Origin of the sequence: Saccharopolyspora soli (assembly GCF_022678645.1) — a bacterium.
GTDB lineage: Bacteria > Actinomycetota > Actinomycetes > Mycobacteriales > Pseudonocardiaceae > Saccharopolyspora > Saccharopolyspora soli.
Map to the genome: position 1 here is coordinate 47,623 of NZ_JALBWV010000039.1, position 16,295 is coordinate 63,917.

The 16,295-nt window shown below is 69.9% G+C and carries 19 protein-coding genes; 11 read left to right on the plus strand and 8 right to left on the minus strand.

The features are described 5' to 3' along the window. Positions 1-63 precede the first annotated feature (63 nt). Entirely contained in the window at positions 64-705 is a 642-nt protein-coding gene (locus MOQ72_RS26680; RefSeq protein ID WP_242188418.1) for a LysE family translocator, read from the plus strand. Here MOQ72_RS26680 and MOQ72_RS26685 read toward each other — a convergent pair. Further along, complete coding sequence (locus tag MOQ72_RS26685; RefSeq protein WP_242188419.1) at positions 641-1,450, minus strand: ArsR/SmtB family transcription factor; 810 nt, start codon at positions 1,448-1,450, stop codon at positions 641-643. The two genes, MOQ72_RS26680 and MOQ72_RS26685, sit on opposite strands and share 65 nt — an antisense overlap. A gap of 66 nt (positions 1,451-1,516) precedes the next feature. Here MOQ72_RS26685 and MOQ72_RS26690 point away from each other — a divergent pair, with 66 nt between their 5' ends. Then, positions 1,517-2,908: an MFS transporter gene (locus MOQ72_RS26690; RefSeq protein ID WP_242188420.1), complete on the plus strand. Its 1,392-nt coding sequence runs from the start codon at positions 1,517-1,519 to the stop codon at positions 2,906-2,908. 31 nt (positions 2,909-2,939) lie between these two features. On the opposite strand, the gene MOQ72_RS26695 is transcribed toward MOQ72_RS26690, so the two are convergent. Genes MOQ72_RS26695 through MOQ72_RS26710 form a run of 4 tightly spaced genes read right to left on the minus strand, consistent with a single transcriptional unit; the run spans position 2,940 to position 6,920 of the window. Then, entirely contained in the window at positions 2,940-3,743 is an 804-nt protein-coding gene (locus MOQ72_RS26695; protein WP_242188421.1) for an SDR family oxidoreductase, read from the minus strand. Next, positions 3,740-4,636 carry an alpha/beta fold hydrolase gene (locus tag MOQ72_RS26700; protein WP_242188422.1) on the minus strand — a complete coding sequence of 299 codons (897 nt, stop codon included), beginning with the start codon at positions 4,634-4,636 and terminating at the stop codon, positions 3,740-3,742. Before MOQ72_RS26700 ends, MOQ72_RS26695 begins: the two co-directional genes overlap by 4 nt. Then, a complete protein-coding gene (locus tag MOQ72_RS26705) occupies positions 4,629-5,294 on the minus strand; it encodes a CatB-related O-acetyltransferase (protein ID WP_242188423.1) in 666 nt (221 codons plus the stop codon). The genes MOQ72_RS26700 and MOQ72_RS26705 overlap by 8 nt, the downstream gene beginning before the upstream one ends. 12 nt (positions 5,295-5,306) lie before the next feature. Next, positions 5,307-6,920 (minus strand): ABC-F family ATP-binding cassette domain-containing protein, encoded by a 1,614-nt coding sequence (locus MOQ72_RS26710; RefSeq protein WP_242188424.1) that lies wholly within the window; start codon positions 6,918-6,920, stop codon positions 5,307-5,309. Between the two features lie 223 nt (positions 6,921-7,143). Here MOQ72_RS26710 and MOQ72_RS26715 point away from each other — a divergent pair, with 223 nt between their 5' ends. After that, positions 7,144-7,665, plus strand: coding sequence for a MarR family winged helix-turn-helix transcriptional regulator (locus MOQ72_RS26715; RefSeq protein WP_242188425.1), 522 nt, complete (start codon positions 7,144-7,146; stop codon positions 7,663-7,665). 15 nt (positions 7,666-7,680) lie between these two features. Here the strand turns inward: MOQ72_RS26715 and MOQ72_RS26720 are convergent, their stop codons facing one another. Beyond that, a complete protein-coding gene (locus tag MOQ72_RS26720; protein ID WP_242188426.1) occupies positions 7,681-8,397 on the minus strand; it encodes an SDR family NAD(P)-dependent oxidoreductase in 717 nt (238 codons plus the stop codon). A gap of 137 nt (positions 8,398-8,534) precedes the next feature. Between MOQ72_RS26720 and MOQ72_RS26725 the strand changes: the two genes are divergently transcribed. The 3 genes from MOQ72_RS26725 (at position 8,535) to trpS (ending at position 11,072) form a co-directional block, all read left to right on the plus strand. Continuing rightward, positions 8,535-9,278: a GNAT family N-acetyltransferase gene (locus MOQ72_RS26725; RefSeq protein WP_242188427.1), complete on the plus strand. Its 744-nt coding sequence runs from the start codon at positions 8,535-8,537 to the stop codon at positions 9,276-9,278. After that, the gene (locus MOQ72_RS26730) at positions 9,275-9,835 is read left to right on the plus strand and encodes a GNAT family N-acetyltransferase (protein ID WP_242188428.1); all 561 of its coding nucleotides are present in this window, start codon (positions 9,275-9,277) and stop codon (positions 9,833-9,835) included. Before MOQ72_RS26725 ends, MOQ72_RS26730 begins: the two co-directional genes overlap by 4 nt. Positions 9,836-10,019: 184 nt before the next feature. After that, complete coding sequence (gene trpS, locus MOQ72_RS26735) at positions 10,020-11,072, plus strand: tryptophan--tRNA ligase (RefSeq protein ID WP_242188429.1); 1,053 nt, start codon at positions 10,020-10,022, stop codon at positions 11,070-11,072. Positions 11,073-11,093: 21 nt separating this feature from the next. Here the strand turns inward: trpS and MOQ72_RS26740 are convergent, their stop codons facing one another. Continuing rightward, the gene (locus MOQ72_RS26740) at positions 11,094-12,032 is read right to left on the minus strand and encodes a methyltransferase domain-containing protein (RefSeq protein WP_242188430.1); all 939 of its coding nucleotides are present in this window, start codon (positions 12,030-12,032) and stop codon (positions 11,094-11,096) included. A gap of 11 nt (positions 12,033-12,043) precedes the next feature. Continuing rightward, positions 12,044-12,619: an ASCH domain-containing protein gene (locus MOQ72_RS26745; RefSeq protein WP_242188431.1), complete on the minus strand. Its 576-nt coding sequence runs from the start codon at positions 12,617-12,619 to the stop codon at positions 12,044-12,046. A gap of 120 nt (positions 12,620-12,739) precedes the next feature. On the opposite strand from MOQ72_RS26745, the gene MOQ72_RS26750 reads away from it, so the two are divergent. The 5 genes from MOQ72_RS26750 (at position 12,740) to MOQ72_RS26770 (ending at position 15,919) form a co-directional block, all read left to right on the plus strand. After that, entirely contained in the window at positions 12,740-13,462 is a 723-nt protein-coding gene (locus MOQ72_RS26750) for a 3-keto-5-aminohexanoate cleavage protein (protein ID WP_242188432.1), read from the plus strand. Continuing rightward, positions 13,459-13,866 carry a PaaI family thioesterase gene (locus tag MOQ72_RS26755; RefSeq protein ID WP_372495552.1) on the plus strand — a complete coding sequence of 136 codons (408 nt, stop codon included), beginning with the start codon at positions 13,459-13,461 and terminating at the stop codon, positions 13,864-13,866. Before MOQ72_RS26750 ends, MOQ72_RS26755 begins: the two co-directional genes overlap by 4 nt. A 32-nt stretch (positions 13,867-13,898) precedes the next feature. Further along, entirely contained in the window at positions 13,899-14,225 is a 327-nt protein-coding gene (locus MOQ72_RS26760; RefSeq protein WP_242188433.1) for an ArsR/SmtB family transcription factor, read from the plus strand. Further along, positions 14,222-15,157 carry an SRPBCC family protein gene (locus MOQ72_RS26765; RefSeq protein WP_242188434.1) on the plus strand — a complete coding sequence of 312 codons (936 nt, stop codon included), beginning with the start codon at positions 14,222-14,224 and terminating at the stop codon, positions 15,155-15,157. The genes MOQ72_RS26760 and MOQ72_RS26765 overlap by 4 nt, the downstream gene beginning before the upstream one ends. Before the next feature lie 474 nt (positions 15,158-15,631). Continuing rightward, positions 15,632-15,919: a hypothetical protein gene (locus MOQ72_RS26770; protein ID WP_242188435.1), complete on the plus strand. Its 288-nt coding sequence runs from the start codon at positions 15,632-15,634 to the stop codon at positions 15,917-15,919. Positions 15,920-16,295 lie beyond the last annotated feature (376 nt).

Consider the following 16,295-nt stretch of genomic DNA (forward strand, 5'->3'; position numbering starts at 1 on the left):
CGTGTTGCTGCCGCGGCCGCTTAGCCTGCGAAAAACGACAGGTCGGTTGCGGCAGGAGGTGGCGTGGTGGTCGATTCTTCGGCAGTGGTGGGGATCGCGGTGGTGGCGTTGGGGTTGGTGCTCACGCCGGGGCCGAACATGGTGTACCTGGTGTCGCGGTCGTTGACGCAGGGGCGGCGGGCCGGGTTGGTGTCGCTGCTGGGGGTCGCGGTCGGGTTCCTGGTGTACGCGGCGGCGGCCACTGCCGGGATCACCGCGGTGTTCGCGCTGGTCCCCGCGCTGTACACGGCGGTGCAGATCGCGGGTGCGGGGTATTTGCTGTGGTTGGCGTGGCAGGCGGTGCGTCCGGGCGGGGTATCGGTGTTCGCGCCGGTGCCCACCCCCGCGCACGGGCCGGGCAGGTTGTTCACGATGGGGTTGGTGACCAATCTGCTCAACCCGAAGATCGCGATCCTCTACGTGTCGTTGCTGCCGCAGTTCATCGACCCGAGCCGGGGTGGTGTGGCGTTGCAGAGCCTGACGTTGAGCGTGGTGCAGATCGTGGTGGCGGTGTCGGTCAACGGGATGATCGTGGTGACCGCCGGTTCGGTGGCGGGTCTGCTGGCTCGTCGGCCGGGCTGGTTGCGGGTGCAGCGCTATTTCATGGGCACGGTGCTTGCTGGGCTGGCGGTGCACCTGCTGGCCGAGCGCAGTCGCCCGGCGTGATGCCCAGTGCGGCGTGCAGGCCGCGGGCACCGTCCTCGGTGAGTTTCAGCGCTCGGTGCTGCGGTTTGCGGGCCAGCCACCCGATGTCGATCAGCGCGGCCAACAACGCGGCACCGAGCCGTCCCGAGAGGTGGTGTCGCTGTTCGCTCCAGTCCACGCAGAACCGCAGCAACGGCCGCCGGGTGTGGGCGGCGTGCACCGTGTCGAGGTCCACGCCCAGGGCGGCGAAGATCGGTTTGGCGTGCGGGCCGAGCTCGTACGGGTGCTCGCTGAGCTGCACGGACAGGCCGTCGCCTGGGCGGCGGCGGGTGTCGGGGATGCCGTCGGTGGCGGCCAGCGCGCCAAGTTCCAGCAGCGCGGCGGTGACGGCGACGCCCAGCTGTCCGGCGAGGTGGTCGTAGCAACTGCGGGCGGCCCGCAACGCGGCGGCGCGGGTGCCTTGGCGCAACGAGCGCACCGGTTGGGTGGGGGCGATCACGGCGAGGGCTTCCAGCGCGGCGGCCACCCGGTCGTCGGCGAGCCGGTGGTAGCGGTGCCGTCCGGACCGGTGGACTTCGATGAGGCCGCCGTCGCGCAGTTTGGCCAGGTGGGCGCTGGCGGCGCTGGCTGACAGGCCCGCTTCGGCGGCCAGCACCGATGCGGGCAGCGCGCGTCCGTCGGCGAGGGCTTGCAGCACTCTGGCGCGGCCGGGGTCGGCGAACAGCGCGGCGACCGGGGCGATGTCACTGTCTCCTTGGGCTGCCATGCGTTCCATGATGCGCCCGCGATGTTTCGGGCTGGCCTGAAGTGTTGGCGGGGCAGGCTCGGGGGCGTGTTGATACGACGTGGTGGTTCGCCCGCGCTGGTGCTGGCGATGATGTGCTCGGGCATGTTCCTGGTCCTGCTGGATGTCACGGTGGTCAACGTGGCCCTGCCTAGCCTGCGCGGCTCGCTGGGTGCGGGGATGGCCGGAACGCAGTGGGTGGTCGACGGATATGCGCTGGCCATCGCGGGGCTGTTGCTGGTCGGCGGCATGCTGGGCGACCGCTTCGGGCACCGTCGCGTGGTGCTGGCCGGGATGACGCTGTTCGGTGCGGCGTCGCTGGGGTGTGCGGTGGCTCCTGGCCTTGGGGTGCTGATCGCTTCCCGCGCGGTGCAGGGCGCGGGTGCGGCGCTGCTGTTGCCGGGCAGCATGGCGGTGATCACCGGGGTGTATCCGGATCCGGCGGTGCGGGCGCGGGCGCTGGGGGTGTGGTCGGCGGTGTCCTCGCTGGCGTTGCCCGCGGGGCCGCTGCTGGGTGGCGTGCTCGTCGAGTGGGGTGGCTGGCGGCTGGTGTTCGCGCTGAACGTGCCGGTGGTGATCGTGGCGGTCGCGGGGATCGCCCTGCTTGTTCCGGCCTCGCCTGGGGATCGCGGGCAGCGGTTTCGCGGCGGGGTGCTGGCCAGCGCTGTGGTCGGGTTGACGGCGGTGGTGTTCGCGGTGATCGAGGTGGGCCGGACCGGGTTGGACGCGGTGGTGCTCGGGTTGTTGGTGGTGGCGGCGATTGCGCTGTGGGCCGCTGGTCGCCGGGTACCGCGCACGCTGCTGGCCAACCGGCCGTTCCTGGCGGCGAACTCGGTGGCGTTGCTGATGAATCTGGGCATGAACGGCACGTTGTTCGTGCTCACCCTCTACTTGCAGAACGTCGGTGGGAACTCGCCCGCGCGCACTGGGGTGCTGTTGTTGCCGATGTCGGTTCCGCTGGTGCTGCTCGCGCCGGTGGCCGGGCGGCTGGTGGCGCGGTTCGGGCCGCGGTTGCCGATGCTCGTCGGCGCCGCTGTCGCGGGCGCCGGGTCGATCTGCTGGGTGCTGGCCAGTCCGGACGGCGGTTTCGCCGAGGTGGTGCCGGTGCTGCTGGCGTACGGGGTCGGGGCTGGGTTGCTGACGACCTCGGTGGTGACCGCGGCAGTCGGCGCGCTCGGACCGCAGCGGTCTGGACTGGCCAGCGGGGTGAACAACACCATGCGGCAGACCGGCACCGCACTGGGTGTCGCGGTGTTCGGCGCGGTCGCCGGGACCCCCAACGCGCCAGCCGCTTTCGTGACCGGACTGCACCACCTGGCCGTGCTAGGCGTGCTTGTGTGGCTGGCAGCGATAGCGCTCAGCGTTCTCGCACGCGGGGGTGGTTCGCGGTCTGGGGGCACGGTGTCTGGCGCACCAGAGCGCGACCCTGCTATGCGATGAACGGAGCGTGTCAGCGGGGCTCGGTCCGGGGCTAGACCATGCGTTTGCCGCCTCCGGCGTAGATCGTTTGGCCGGTGATCCAGCGGGCTTGGTGGGAGGCCAGGAAGACCGCGAGGTCGGCGATGTCGTCGGGGCGGCCGACGCGGCCCAGCGGGCTGAATTCGGCGAAGCGGGTGTTCATGTCGTCGCTGATCCAGCCGGTCTGCACCGGGCCGGGCGCGATGATGTTGACCGTGATTCCGGCGGGCCCGAGTTCGATGGCCGCCGAGCGGCTCAGCGATTCCAGGGCGTTCTTGGTGGCCCAGTAGGAGATTTGGTCGGCCGCGCCGGAGGCGGCGTCGGTGGAGATGTTGATGATGCGGCCCCAGGTGGCTTTGCGGTGCAGGTGGCGGCGGTGGAATTCGGCCATCAGCAGGGCGGGGGCGCGGGTGTTGACCGCGTGGTGGGCGTCCAGGCTCGCCGCGTCGACGGTGCGGATGCCGCGCGGCGGGTCGGGTTGGAAGGTGTCGAGGACGCAGTGGGCGGCGTTGTTGACCAGGATTTCCACCGGCCCGAAGTGCTTTTCGGCGTGGTCGAAGATCGCTGGGCCGCTGTCGGTGTCGGCGAGGTCGACGGCCAGGGATTCGACGGCGGCGCCGTCGGCCCGCAGGGCGTCGCGCACGTGGTCGGTCACCATGCCGGTGACACCGTTGGTCGGGTGTGTTTCGGGTAGGGAGGCGAGCACGATTTTCACGCCCTGGCGGGCCAGCGCTCGGGCGATGCCCGCGCCGATGCCCAGCGGGTTGTTGGCGCCGGTGAGCACGGCGACGCGGTCGTGCAGGCGGGGGTCGATCACGTGGTGGTCCTCTCGAACTGTCCGATGTGGTCGGTGATGGCGGCGATGATCGGTGGGTGCAGGGCGCTGGGCAGGGCGTGGCCGAGGCCGGGGATGCTCGTGCAGCGGGCGCCGGGGATGAGGTCGGCGAGGTGCTGGCCGTGCGGGGGTGGGTTGATGGGGTCCCGCGGGCCCTGGATGACCAGGGTGGGAGTGGTGACGTGGCGCAGTTCGGCGCCGCGTTCGATGGGTACCGGGGTGGCGAAGGCGTGCGCGGCGGGTTGCTGGTAGCTGCCCGCGTGGTCGATCGCGGCGTTTTCCCAGCGGCGGAATTCCGCTTCGTCGAAGGGGATCGCGTCGCCGACGAGCAGTCGCCATTCGGCGATCCGGCGGTGCAGGGCGGTCTCGCGGTCGGGCGCCGGGTCGGCGCGGTGCGCCATCGCGGTGATGATCCGCGCGGTGGGGGTGGGCAGGTCGGTGGGCTCGCCGGTGACGGCGCGGCGCATCGACTCGGCGAAGTCGACGTCGAGTGCGGCGGTGACCATCAGGGTGAGGGTGCGCAGCCGGTCGCGGTGGTCCAGGGCGAGCAGTTGGCCGAGGGTGCCGCCCAGGGACAGGCCGACGACGTGGGCGGTGGCGATGCCGTGTCCGTCGAGGACGGCGACGGCGTCACGGGCCATGTCCGCCAAGGAGTAGCCGGTCATGTCGAGGTGGGTGGAGCGGCCGGTGTCGCGGTGGTCGTAGCGCAGGACGTGCAGCCGGTGCGCGGTGAGGGCGGCGACGAATTCGTCGGGCCAGCCCAGCGCGTTGGCGTTCGCGCCCATGATCAGCAGCACCGGCGGGTCGGTGGGGTCGCCGTGGGTTTGCGACCACAGCCGCAGGCCGTCGGGGGTGGTGATGTGGCGTTCAGTCATCCAGCAGCCCTTCCCGGCGGGCCAGCGCGGCGAGTTCTTTGGGTTGTCCGGCCATGATGGTGCGGACGTGGTCGGTGATGGCCTGCACGGGCCAGTTCCACCAGGCGATGCGTTGCAGCAGTTCGACGTCGGCGTCGTAGAAGCGGCGGCGGATCACTCGGGCGGGGTTGCCGCCCGCGATGCCGTAGGCGGGGATGTCGCTGGTGACCACCGCGGCGGTGGCGATGATCGCGCCGTCGTCGATGTGCACGCCGGGCATGATCGTGGCGTCGCGGCCGATCCACACGTCGTTGCCGATGACGGTGTCGCCTTTGCTGGGCAGTCCGGCGGCGATGTCGGCGGTGGCGCGGGTCCAGTCGCCGCCGAACATGGCGAATGGGAAGGTGGCGCAGCCGATCATGGGGTGGTTGGCGGCGGGCATGATGAAACGCGCCCCGGTGGCCAGGGCGCAGAACCGGCCGATGCGCAGTTTCGCTGGCCCGTAGTTGTAGAGGACGTTGCGGGTTTCGAATTCGGCGGCGCCGTCGGGGTCGTCGTAGTAGGTGTAGTCGCCGATCTCGATCAGGGGGGAGCTGACCACAGTGGACAGGAAGGCCACGTTGGTCAGCTCGGGCCGGGTGGTGGGGTGCACCCGGCTGGGGTCGGGTGTGTCGGCCATGGTTGTCCCCCTTCAGGCGCTGCGGCGGCCGTCGTGCAGGTTCAGGGTGGGCCCGTTCCAGCGTTGCCGCAGCCAACGGTCGTGGCTGGCGACCACGACGGCGCCGGGCGCGGTGCGCAGGGCGTCTTCGAGTTCACCGGCCAGGGTCAGGGACAGGTGGTTGGTGGGTTCGTCGAGCAACAACACCTGTGGTGGGTCGGCGAGCAGCAGTGCCAGGGCGAGGCGGCGGCGTTGGCCGACCGACAGCGCCCCGATGGGGCGGCCGAGGTCGGCTGGGGCGAGCAGGCCGAGTTCCTGCAGCGCTGGGACGTGTGTGCGGTCCGCGGTGGCGGTGGCGTACAGCTGGCGGGGGCTCTTGCGGGCGTCGGGGAAGGTGACGTCCTGTTCGAGCAGGCCGATGCGGGTGCCGCGGCGGCGCTGCACGCTGCCGGTGTCGGGCGCCAGGCGCCCGGCGGCCAGGTGCAGCAGGGTGGATTTGCCCGCGCCGTTGCCGCCGGTGATCAGCAGTCGGCCGGTTCCGGTGAGGTCGAGTTCGTCGATCCACACCCGGCCCTGCACCCCGGCCTGCCGGATCTGCAGCACCACGTCGGTGGTGGTGTCGCGGTCGGTGAGGGTGGCTGCGAAACGCAGCGGCGGCGGGGGTTTGCGGACCTGGTCGGCGGTGAGCTCGTCCAGGCGCTGCTGGGCGTTGCGCACCCGCCGGGAGATCTGCTTCTGGACGCGGGCGCCTTTGTAGTCGTAGGCCAACTTGCTGGTGTTGCCGCGCGGTGCGTGGTGGCTGACCTGGCGGGCGGTGACGGCCACGGCGTGGCGCAGGGCGTCGAGTTCGTGCTGTTCGGCGGCGTAGCGCTGTTCCCAGCGGGCGCGTTCGGCGCGTTTGGCCGCAAGGTAGTCGGTGAAGGTGCCGCCGTAGCGGGTGGGGCCGTGCACGGCGGGGTCGAGGTCGAGGATGTCGGTGCAGACCGCGTCGAGGAACACGCGGTCGTGGCTGGCGAGCACGACGGTGCCGGGCAGCGCGGCGAGGTGTTGTTGCAGGAAGGCCAGGGCGGTGTCGTCGAGGTGGTTGGTGGGTTCGTCCAGCAGCAGGGCGCGTGGTTGGCGCAGCAGCAGCGCGGCCAGGCCCAGTCGGCTGCGCTGCCCGCCGGAGAGCGTGCCGGTGCGCCGCTGGCGGGGGATGTCGGCCAGGCCGAGTCCGTCGAGGACGACTTCGGCGCGGTGGTCGGCGTCCCAGGTGTCGTGCTGCTCGGCCCAGTCGAGGACCTCGCCGTAGGCGGCGAGGGCGTCGGCGTCATCGGGCCGGGCGGCGAGCACGGCGGCGAGTTCGGTCAGCCGGGTCTGTGCGCCGCGGTGCTCGGCCAGGGCGGCATCGAGCACGTCGGCGAGGGTGGCCTCGGGGCTGAAAGGTGTTTCCTGGTGCAGGAATCCGAGGTCGTCGGGGCGGGTGAGCTCGCCGGTGTCGGGTGCTTCGGCACCGGCCAGCACACGCAGCAGGGTGGATTTGCCGACACCGTTCTCACCGACCAGGCCGATGCGGTGGCCCGGCGAGGCGGTCAACGACACCCCGTCGAGGACGACGCGGTCCGCATAGGACTTGACGAGATCACGAGCGAGCAGAACGAAAGACACGAAGCGTCACACACCGGTGGTTTCGATGCGTTGCCCGCCGGGCGGTGTTCGACGCGGACCGGGAATGGGGTCGCGGAAGCCTCGGGCGCGGGCCTGGCTCGATGTCAGTTCTTCATAGTGCCGCCGATCGTAGCGTGCGCCGCGTGGCGGCTGTCAACGCGTTTTCCGGTCACCACCGTTGGTGTGCGTGCCGGGTGCGGGCGACGTTCTACGCTGTGCGGTCATGGCGCAGCGTGAGGACGGGGTGGACCGGATCCAGCGGGCGTGGCAGCGGGAACGCCCGGGGATGCCGGTGTCGTCGATCGGGGTGATCACCCGGATCTGGCGGATCGCGAAGCTGCTGGAGGACGAGCGTCGCCGCACCGATGCGCGCATCGGTTTGGATGCCGCCACTCGTGACCTGTTGAGCACGTTGCGGCGGTCGGGGCCGCCGTACCAGCTGGCGGCCGGGGAGATCGCGCGGCAGTCGTTGCTGAGCGCTGGGGCGATTTCGCAGCGGGTGGCGCGCGCGGAGCAGCGCGGTCTGGTGCGCCGCAGCAAGGGTGGTGTGGACGGCCGGTCGGTGCTGGTGGAACTCACCGACGTCGGGCACCAGTTGATCGAGGAGCGGGTGGACGACTTGCTGCGACATGAGGAGACGTTGCTGAGCTCGCTGGACGCCGAGCAGCGGGAGCAGTTGGCGGGGTTGCTGCGGATCCTGCTCGGCGATCTCAGCGAGCGTCTCGGTGCCGAAGATCGTCCTTAGTGCGTGGTTGGGTTCTCAGCGGCCGAGGTGGGCGCCGCCGTTGACGTGCAGCACTTGGCCGGTGATGTGCCCGGCCTGCGGGCTGGCGAGGAAGCCGACGAGCGCGGCGATGTCGGCGGGGGTGCCAGCGCGTTTGGTGGCGGTGGCGGTGATGAGCGCGTGGCGGCGGTCTTCGGTGAGGTTGCCGCGGAAGAATTCGGTGCGCTCGGTCAGTCCTGGTGAGACGACGTTGGCGGTGATGCCGCGCGGACCGAGTTCGCCCGCGAGATCAGCGGTCCAGGCTTCGACGGCTGCCTTGGCGGCGCCGTAGGAGCCCGCTCCGGTGCGGGCGGCGATCGAGCCGATGGTGATCACGCGGGCTCCGGCGGCCAGTCGCGGGGTCACGGCGGCGGTCACCAGGACTGCGGAGAGCACGTTGGCCTGGAAGTTGGCTTGCCATCCGGCGGCCAGCGCGGTCAGTCCCTCCGGTGTGGACCGGTCGAAGTCGGTGTTGCCGCCCGCGTTGTTGACCAGGACGTCGATGCGTTCGGGCAGGTGCGCCACTGCGGCGGTGACGGCGTCGGGGTCGGTGGCGTCGAAGGGCACTGCCGTGGCGCGGAGCGCGGCCGCGGCGGTGTCCAGGACCTCGTGGCGGCGGCCGGTGATGGTGACCGAATCACCCGCGGCGGCGAAATGTTCGGCGATGGCGTAGCCGATGCCGGTGCCGCCGCCGGTGACGATGATCTCGCGCAAAACAATCTCCTTTAGATCTAAAAGACTTCGCTTACGGTAGCGCCCCGGCGACCAGCAACGCAACGCACTAGTCCGACCAGCGCAGCGCGCCGAATTCCGGTTGCCCGCACCGGAAGTCCAGGTGTAGTGCTTGTCGAATGCTGCAGGAAAGCCGCACCGGCGAGACCGTGGTGCTCTCCCAAGACACCACCACGGTCTCCTGCGCGCCGATCGCCGGAGTGCCACGCACCGCACGAGTCCTCGAACTTCGAGGCCCCAACCCACTTGTCGTGCTGCGAACCGCACTACCGGGCTGGAGCCTGCTCACCAACCCAGCTGAAGGCGAAGCGCTGGTACGAGCGGGCGCCCGGCTGAAACGCCACGCCCACCGGATGCAGCGCGACCTGACCGCCAACCCACCACCGCCAACCTGGGCACACCTGCGACCAGCGAAACCACTGCGGGTGGTGCCCTGCACCCGCCCACCGGCAGACCTGCTGCCCGCCTGGCGCGAAGCATTCCCCCCGCAACATCCCGACCAGGTCGTCGGCAGCGACCAACAGGTCCTCACCGAACTGCTCCAGCCACTGCTGACCGGACGAGTGCTGGGACCGGTGCTGGACTGCAGCGCACTGGTCGTCGACGCCGACGACCACGTCGTCGCGGGCCTGGTGGTCAACGACCGCGACGGCACCGCGTGGGTCGGTGACGTCTTCCGCCGCCCAGCACCGCAGTTCGCCGGACTCGGCGGCCTGCTGCTGCGCCGAGCACTCGCGCGGCTGGCCGAGGAGGGCTCCGGCGAGGTGGGTTTGGCGGTCACGGTCGGCAACCCCGCACAGCGGCTCTACGAACGCCTCGGGTTCGCGGTCACCGACACGACCATGACCCTGGCGATACCGTGAACGCGCCGGAACCGCGGCTGCGCACCGCACGACTGCTACTGCGACCAGCGAACCCCGCCGATGCGACCGCGGTCCACGAATACCGGGCGGACCCGAACATCGCCACCTACCTCACCCAACCAGCGCTGAGCCTGGAACAGGTCCGGCAACGCCTCCGCACCGCCGCCGACCGCTGGACGCGCAGCGACCACCAGCGATTCCACCTGCTGTTCACGGTGCTGGCCGACGACACGATCATCGGCGAAGTCCAGGCCGTCAACTGCACCGAACGCGGCAAGCCAACCTCGCCGGACCCGACCGAAGTGTGGGTCTCCTACGTGTTCAATCCTCGCCACCAGGGCCACGGCTACGCCACCGAAGCCGTGCGCGACGTGTGCAGCTGGCTGTTCCGCCGGGGCGCCGCGCGGATCTTCGCCAACCTCTACACCGCCAACACCCCGTCATACCAGCTCCTGCACCGACTCGGGTTCCAGGAACACCAACGCCTCTCCGCCGACGAAGACACCCTGGGAAAGAACCTGCCGTCGGTGCGGATGCGCCTGGACGCGCCCGGTTGAGCCGCACGATGCGTTAGCATGGCGGGGTGATTCGCAGTTCGTGCCTCGCGTGGTGGCGCTCCGGTTAGGAGCGGCCAACCAGCATGCACACCTCTCGGGCCGTTCGGATGGACGGCCCTTTTCCATGTTCTCCGCACGTCCGGGGCGTCGACCGAACCCCGCGACCAAATTCGAGGAGAACACCATGACCACCATGATCGAAACCTCCGCCGCCGCACGACGCAGCGCCGAGCTGGAGGAACTGATCCACCTGCGACCGGCGGACTTCCGGGTGCTCACCGGCGATCGCCCGACCGGACCGCTGCACCTGGGCCACTACTTCGGCACCCTGCACAACCGGGTCCGCCTGCAGCACCTCGGCGTGGAACTGCTGGTGATCATCGCCGACTACCAGGTGCTCACCGACCGGGACATCGCCGACCGGCTCGGCCAGCACGTGCACAACCTGGTGCTGGACTACCTGGCGGCCGGGATCGATCCGCAGCGCGCCACCATCTTCACCCACAGCGCCGTGGCGGCGCTCAACCAACTGCTGCTGCCGTTCCTGAGCCTGGTGTCGATGTCCGAACTGGCCCGCAATCCGACGGTCAAGGACGAGATCGCGCATTCGCAGCAGTCCGCGGTCAGCGGCCTGATGTTCACCTATCCCGCCCACCAAGCCGCCGACATCCTGTTCTGCAAGGCGAACCTGGTACCGGTCGGCCAGGACCAACTGCCGCACCTGGAGCTGACCCGCACCATCGCGCGCCGGTTCAACGACCGCTACGGCGCGCTGCTGCCCGAACCGGATGCCCTGCTGTCCCCAGCGCCCCTGCTGTTGGGCACCGACGGAACGAAGATGAGCAAAAGCCGCGGCAACGCGATCATGCTCTCGGCCACCCCGGATGAGACCGCACGCCTGATCCGAGGCGCGAAAACCGATTCCCAGCGCCACATCAGCTACGACCCGCAGGCCCGTCCGGAAGTCTCCAGCCTGGTGCTGCTGGCGGCCCTGTGCACCGGGCAAGATCCGCACGACCTCGCCGAAGGCATCGGTTCGGGCGGCGCGGCGACGCTGAAACGCACGGTCACCGAGGCGGTCAACGAGCACCTGGCACCGATGCGGGCTCGGCGGGCCGCGTTCGCAGCCGATCCCGGTCAACTGCGCGGCATTCTGCGCGACGGCAACGAGCGCGCCAACACCCTCGCCGAGACCACCCTGAACGAAGTGCGCTCCGCGATGGGCACCCGCTACTGACCGGCGCCGGTCACGGCGGCATCAGCCAGCCGCCGTGACCGCCTCGACCAGAAATGCCGGACGCCACCAGTAGTCAGCCAGCGGCCGGGTGGTGATCTCGGTGAAACCGGCTCCCCGCAACAACGTCTCCCAGTGCTGGATGGCCAGTTCGTAGTTGGTGCGGGCGGCGGTGCCGAACTTGCCGAGGATCACCGGCAGGATGAACCCCGCACCCACGAGATCACGATCCGCGCCGTACTCGCGCAACCCGCGTTCCACCCGCACCACGCAGTCGCAGAACCAGGCGGGCTCCCACACCGAAGCCACCTCGGGCACGTCGAACTCCACCAGCGCGAATCGGCCGGTGTGCGCGGCGACCCAGTGCAACACCTGGGCCTTCTCGTGCGGCGGCAGGGATTGCAGGGCGAAGCTGGACTGGATGAGGTCCCAGTGCTGGGTATGCGTCGCGGTGAAATCCTGGGCCGTCTGCGTCCACGCGTGGTGGACGATGCCGCGACGAGTCAGCTCAGCGGTCGTCTCGGCCAGCAGCGCCGCACTCGGCTCGACCACACCCACCACGGGCTGGTGCTCGACAAGTGCGGGCAACAGCGCCAACCCGTCCCCGACACCGATGTCAAGCACCCGCTGCGGCTGGTGCTGCCGGTAGATCTCCCGCAACGCCCCCGAAGTCGCCTCGTACAACCCCACATTGCCGCCGCCGCGGATGAACGCCCGAAACGCCGCGGGGGAGTCGTACACCCCCGTCGCACCGCCTTCAGCAGTGATCATGGCCAACAACCGGGCCAGTTCGCTGCCCGGGTCGTAGTCACTGGCCCGACCGGCCGCCCGGTGCGCCGTGGCGTCATCGCCGCTGCTGTGCGCCCAGATCGCGACATACAACGCCGACTCGACGTCGTCGACGGTCACCTCCACGGGCCTCGCACCGGTGAGGTGGGCGTGGTGCACCTCGTGGATCGACACGCGTTCTCCATTCAGCCAGGACCGTCGAGATAGGACACTCCGCGCGAGGACAACCGGAATCCGGCAGCCAGCGGCTCGACGAGGCCGAGTTCCCGCAACCGCCACACATCCGACTTCCAACGCGACACCGGACGCCCCTGCTCAGCGGCCAGCTCAGCGACCCGCACCCCCGGCCGCCGCGCCAGCACCTCCAGGACCTGCCGCGTCCACGGTCCGCGCGGAGCGGACACGTCCAACTGCGCCAGCCGCCGATCGATCGCCGCCCGCTCCCGACCACCCAACACCACAGGTTCCTGCGGCGACGCCGGGGCCAGGCCCTCGTAGCGCAACGCGAGCCGGTAAACCGAACCCGGCCCGTGCTTGTCCAGAGAGGACCGCAACCCCGCAGCCGAGGAGAACCCAGCCCGGCGCGCGTCCGCGTCGGTGATCTGCCCCGGATCGACCTCGGTGACCTCATCGATGCCGATCAACCCGACCGCAGTGCGCAGTTGCGATCCAGCCCTGGCCTGCGGACTGCTCCACCGCAGGAACGCCAGACTGATCTCACCGCACGCCACCCCGCGCAGAATCCGATCGCTCAACGCCACCCCACCACGCTAATACCTCCCGCACCAGCGTCACCTGACCCAGGGGCGCGCACCGGACGATGATCACGAAACGGGGTCGCCAACTTCCGCAGGTGTGCTGAATCGGGGGAGAATCGGCACATGTTGCAGGTCTGCCTCAACGGCGCCCGGTCCCCGCGCGAGCACTTCCACCTGCCCGTGCGCCCGGAGGAACTGGCCAAGGCCGCCGCCGACAGCGTCGCCGCCGGAGCCACCGACATCCACCTGCACCCCAAGGCCCCCGACGGCACCGACAGCCTCGATCCGCACCTGGTCGCGGCGGCCCTGCGCGCGGTGCGCGCGGCCGCCCCCGGCGTACCGGTCGGGGTCACCACCGGCGCCTGGACCACCCCGGACCCGGCCGATCGGGTCCGCATCATCCGGGCGTGGACGGTGCTGCCCGACCACGCCTCGGTCAACTGGCACGAACCCGGCGCCGACGACATCGCGGCCGCGCTGCTGGCACGCGGCGTCGGCATCGAGGCAGGCATCCACTCCGGCACCGACGCCGACCGCCAATTCCTGCGCTCCCCGCACCACGGCCGGGTGCTGCGGGTGCTCGCCGAGGTCACCGACCGGACCGCGCGCGGCGCGGCCACCACCGCCGAAGCGCTGCTGGAACGGCTGCGCCCGGCAACGACCCCGATCCTGCTGCACGGCGAGGCAGCCGGGGCGTGGCCGGTGCTGACCGTCGCCGCCCGCCGCGGGCTGCCCACCCGCATCGGCCTGGAAGACACCCTGCTGCTGCCGGATGGACAGGTCGCCGCCGACAACGCCGAACTCGTCACCGCCGCAACCCGCATCCTCGCGCAGGAGGCCTCGTGACCGCAGTCGACCACGAGCAACTGGTGGCCCGCATGCCCTTCGCGGTGGCGCTGGGCGTGCGGATCAACTCCGTGAACGCCGAAGAAGTCCGCGGCCACCTGGACTGGGCGGCCGAACGCTGCACGTCAGGGGGAGTGCTGCACGGGGGAGCGGTCATGGCGCTGGCTGACTCGATCGGCGCGATCTGCGCCTTCCTCAACCTGCCCGAAGGCGCGCACACCGCCACGATCGAGTCGAAGACCAACTTCTTCCGCGCGGTGCGCGAGGGCACGCTGCACGCGGTCAGCCGACCACTGCACGTGGGCCGCACGAACATCGCCGTGCAGACCGAACTGCTCGACGCCGCCGGACGCCGCGTCGGTCACACCACGCAGACCCAAGCCGTGCTGTCCACGAACAGCTAGCCACTATATTTCCCATTGGCTATATTGATGGTGTGGCAAGCACCTTCGAAGTCCTCGCCGAACCACACCGCCGGGACATCCTCGACCTGCTGCGCACCGGCGAACGCGCAGTCGGCGACCTCGTGGACCAGCTGCCGCTGAGCCAACCCACGGTCTCCAAACACCTCAAAGTGCTGCGCGAAGCGGGCCTGGTCGAAGTCCGCCAGGACGCACAACGCCGCTGGTACCGACTGCGCCTGGAACCTCTGGCCGAGATCGACACCTGGCTCGCACCCTACCGCCGGATGTGGCAAGACCGGCTCGACGCCCTGGAACGCCACCTCGACACCATGCCCGACCCGAAGGACCCCCAACCATGAACACCACCATCACCATGATCGGCGACCGCCCGGTACTGCACCTGCAACGCCTCCTGCACCACCCACCGGAGAAGGTCTGGCAGGCCATCACCGACCCCGCCGAACTCGCCCACTGGTTCCCAGCCCGCATCGACTTCGACCAACCCGTCATCGGCGCACCGATGCGCTTCACCTTCGAAGGCTCCGACCAATCCGACGAAGGCGAAATCCTGGAGATCGACCCGCCGAAGGTCTTCGCCTTCCGCTGGAGCGAAGACGTCATCCGCTGCGAACTGCTCCCACGCCCCGAAGGCTGCCTGCTGGTGTTCAACCACACCCTGCGCGGCCCCGACAGCGACCGCCCATCGGCCGCCCGCCACGCCGCGGGCTGGGACGCCTGCCTGGACGCCCTGACCACCCGACTGGAGGACGGCACCACCGCCGAATTCTCCATGCAGACCTGGTTCGAACGCACCGAGGCGTACATCGAACAATTCGGCCTCGCCGAAGGCCAACTGCACACCACCGAGGACGGCTGGACGATCCACTTCGAACGCGACCTCGTCCAACCACTCGAACAGGTCTGGGCACTGCTCACCGAAGGCACCGAACCCGCACCTGGCGCCGAACCACCACTGCAGACCACCCACGGCTACGGACAGACCGGCGCACTCACCACCGTCGATGCCCCGCACGTCCTGGAATACACCTGGCAGCCCGCCGGAACCGTGCGCTTCCAACTCCGCGCCCAGCACCCGATCGGCACCCGCCTGACGCTGACCCACACCGTGCCCACCAACCAAGCCGCCGACCGAGCGACCCTGCTGGCAGCCTGGCAAACCCACCTGGAACTGCTGTTCGCCGCACTGCACGGCGACATCCGCTGCCCCTGGCCAGCGGAACGAACCGAACACCTGCGCAAGCACTACACCCAGTACCTCGACCTGGACTGAGGAGCGAAGGGCACCTCCTGCCGAGTGAGTCCTTTGTATTAGGGGCCAATGGGGGCCTGCGCCGACAGACCAAGGGGCGGCCCCCGTTGAACGGCCGAATCCGCAGTTGCGCGTCTCGCGACAGGACTAATCCGCAAATGCGGGTGAATTCGAGCGATCTGGCCGTGTATGCGGATCGTGATGCCCCCTTGTGGTCGATGTGTCGGTGGAGGTGCTCGCTTTACCGTGGGCGCATGGAGCCGTCCGCCAGGGGTGTCGGAGAGCCGGAGATTCCGGCCCAACGCGCTGAGCTGGGGCCAAGACAGGTGCTGATCGCGGGTGATGTGGGGTCCGTCCTCGGGTGCTGGAGACCGCCGAGCTCGACGCGCGAGCGCGCTGCGAGCAGGAGGTCCACTACGTCACCCGGCGTCGTCGGGAAGTGCACCTTGTGCGGGGGGTTCCGCTGTATGAGGTGCTGGCGGAGATCCCTCCCGGTTGGATCAGCGGCACAAGATGGGTCAGCTCAACGTGATCGTGCTTGCTTTGTCCGAGGACAGGTTCCAGGTGGTGTTGTCCCTGGCGGAGATCGACCCGGAGTTCGGCGCGTGTGCCGCGCTGTTGGCCACCCGCTACAACGGTCGTGCGTTGACCCGGCCGACCTTGGTGATGCCCTGCGATGGGCGGGCCAGCCGCTATGTGCGGGGGCTGTGCCAGTTGCGGCTGCGCAGCGTCGCTCCGTCGGGCGCGGTCACTGAGCCGGAGGAGCGCGGCGCCGCGCGGTGAAATTCCGGAGTTCGAGCTCGGATGTCGCGATGACCGATGTGGACGGTCGGGAACGTCCAGTAGCGAAAACGCCTGCGGTGATGGCGATCAGTGTTGCGCCGACAAGGCTTACGGTGGCGGCGATTTTCGCGACGGGGAACAGGACGGATAAGAGTGCGTTGATGACGGTTTTCATGGTGTTTCATAGGTGGTCACCTATGAAACGCAGCCAGCGTCACACGACGCTGTACGGCCGCGGGCGTCCACCAATCGCCTCGGTCATCCGCGCGGACTCGTCGAAGGATCGCTGCACGCGCTTACGGCTGAACACGGGGGACGGCACTGGAATACGGCAGAAAGACACCGCGGGGCTGCGCACTGACCAGCGCCTGGACCT

Coding starts and splice junctions, on each gene's coding strand:
- MOQ72_RS26765 (WP_242188434.1), top strand. CDS start 14,222: ATGAACACCACCATCACCATGATCGGCGACCGCCCGGTACTGCACCTG.
- MOQ72_RS26700 (WP_242188422.1), bottom strand. CDS start 4,636: ATGACTGAACGCCACATCACCACCCCCGACGGCCTGCGGCTGTGGTCG.
- MOQ72_RS26725 (WP_242188427.1), top strand. CDS start 8,535: ATGCTGCAGGAAAGCCGCACCGGCGAGACCGTGGTGCTCTCCCAAGAC.
- MOQ72_RS26685 (WP_242188419.1), bottom strand. CDS start 1,450: ATGGCAGCCCAAGGAGACAGTGACATCGCCCCGGTCGCCGCGCTGTTC.
- MOQ72_RS26750 (WP_242188432.1), top strand. CDS start 12,740: ATGTTGCAGGTCTGCCTCAACGGCGCCCGGTCCCCGCGCGAGCACTTC.
- trpS (WP_242188429.1), top strand. CDS start 10,020: ATGACCACCATGATCGAAACCTCCGCCGCCGCACGACGCAGCGCCGAG.
- MOQ72_RS26705 (WP_242188423.1), bottom strand. CDS start 5,294: ATGGCCGACACACCCGACCCCAGCCGGGTGCACCCCACCACCCGGCCC.
- MOQ72_RS26715 (WP_242188425.1), top strand. CDS start 7,144: ATGGCGCAGCGTGAGGACGGGGTGGACCGGATCCAGCGGGCGTGGCAG.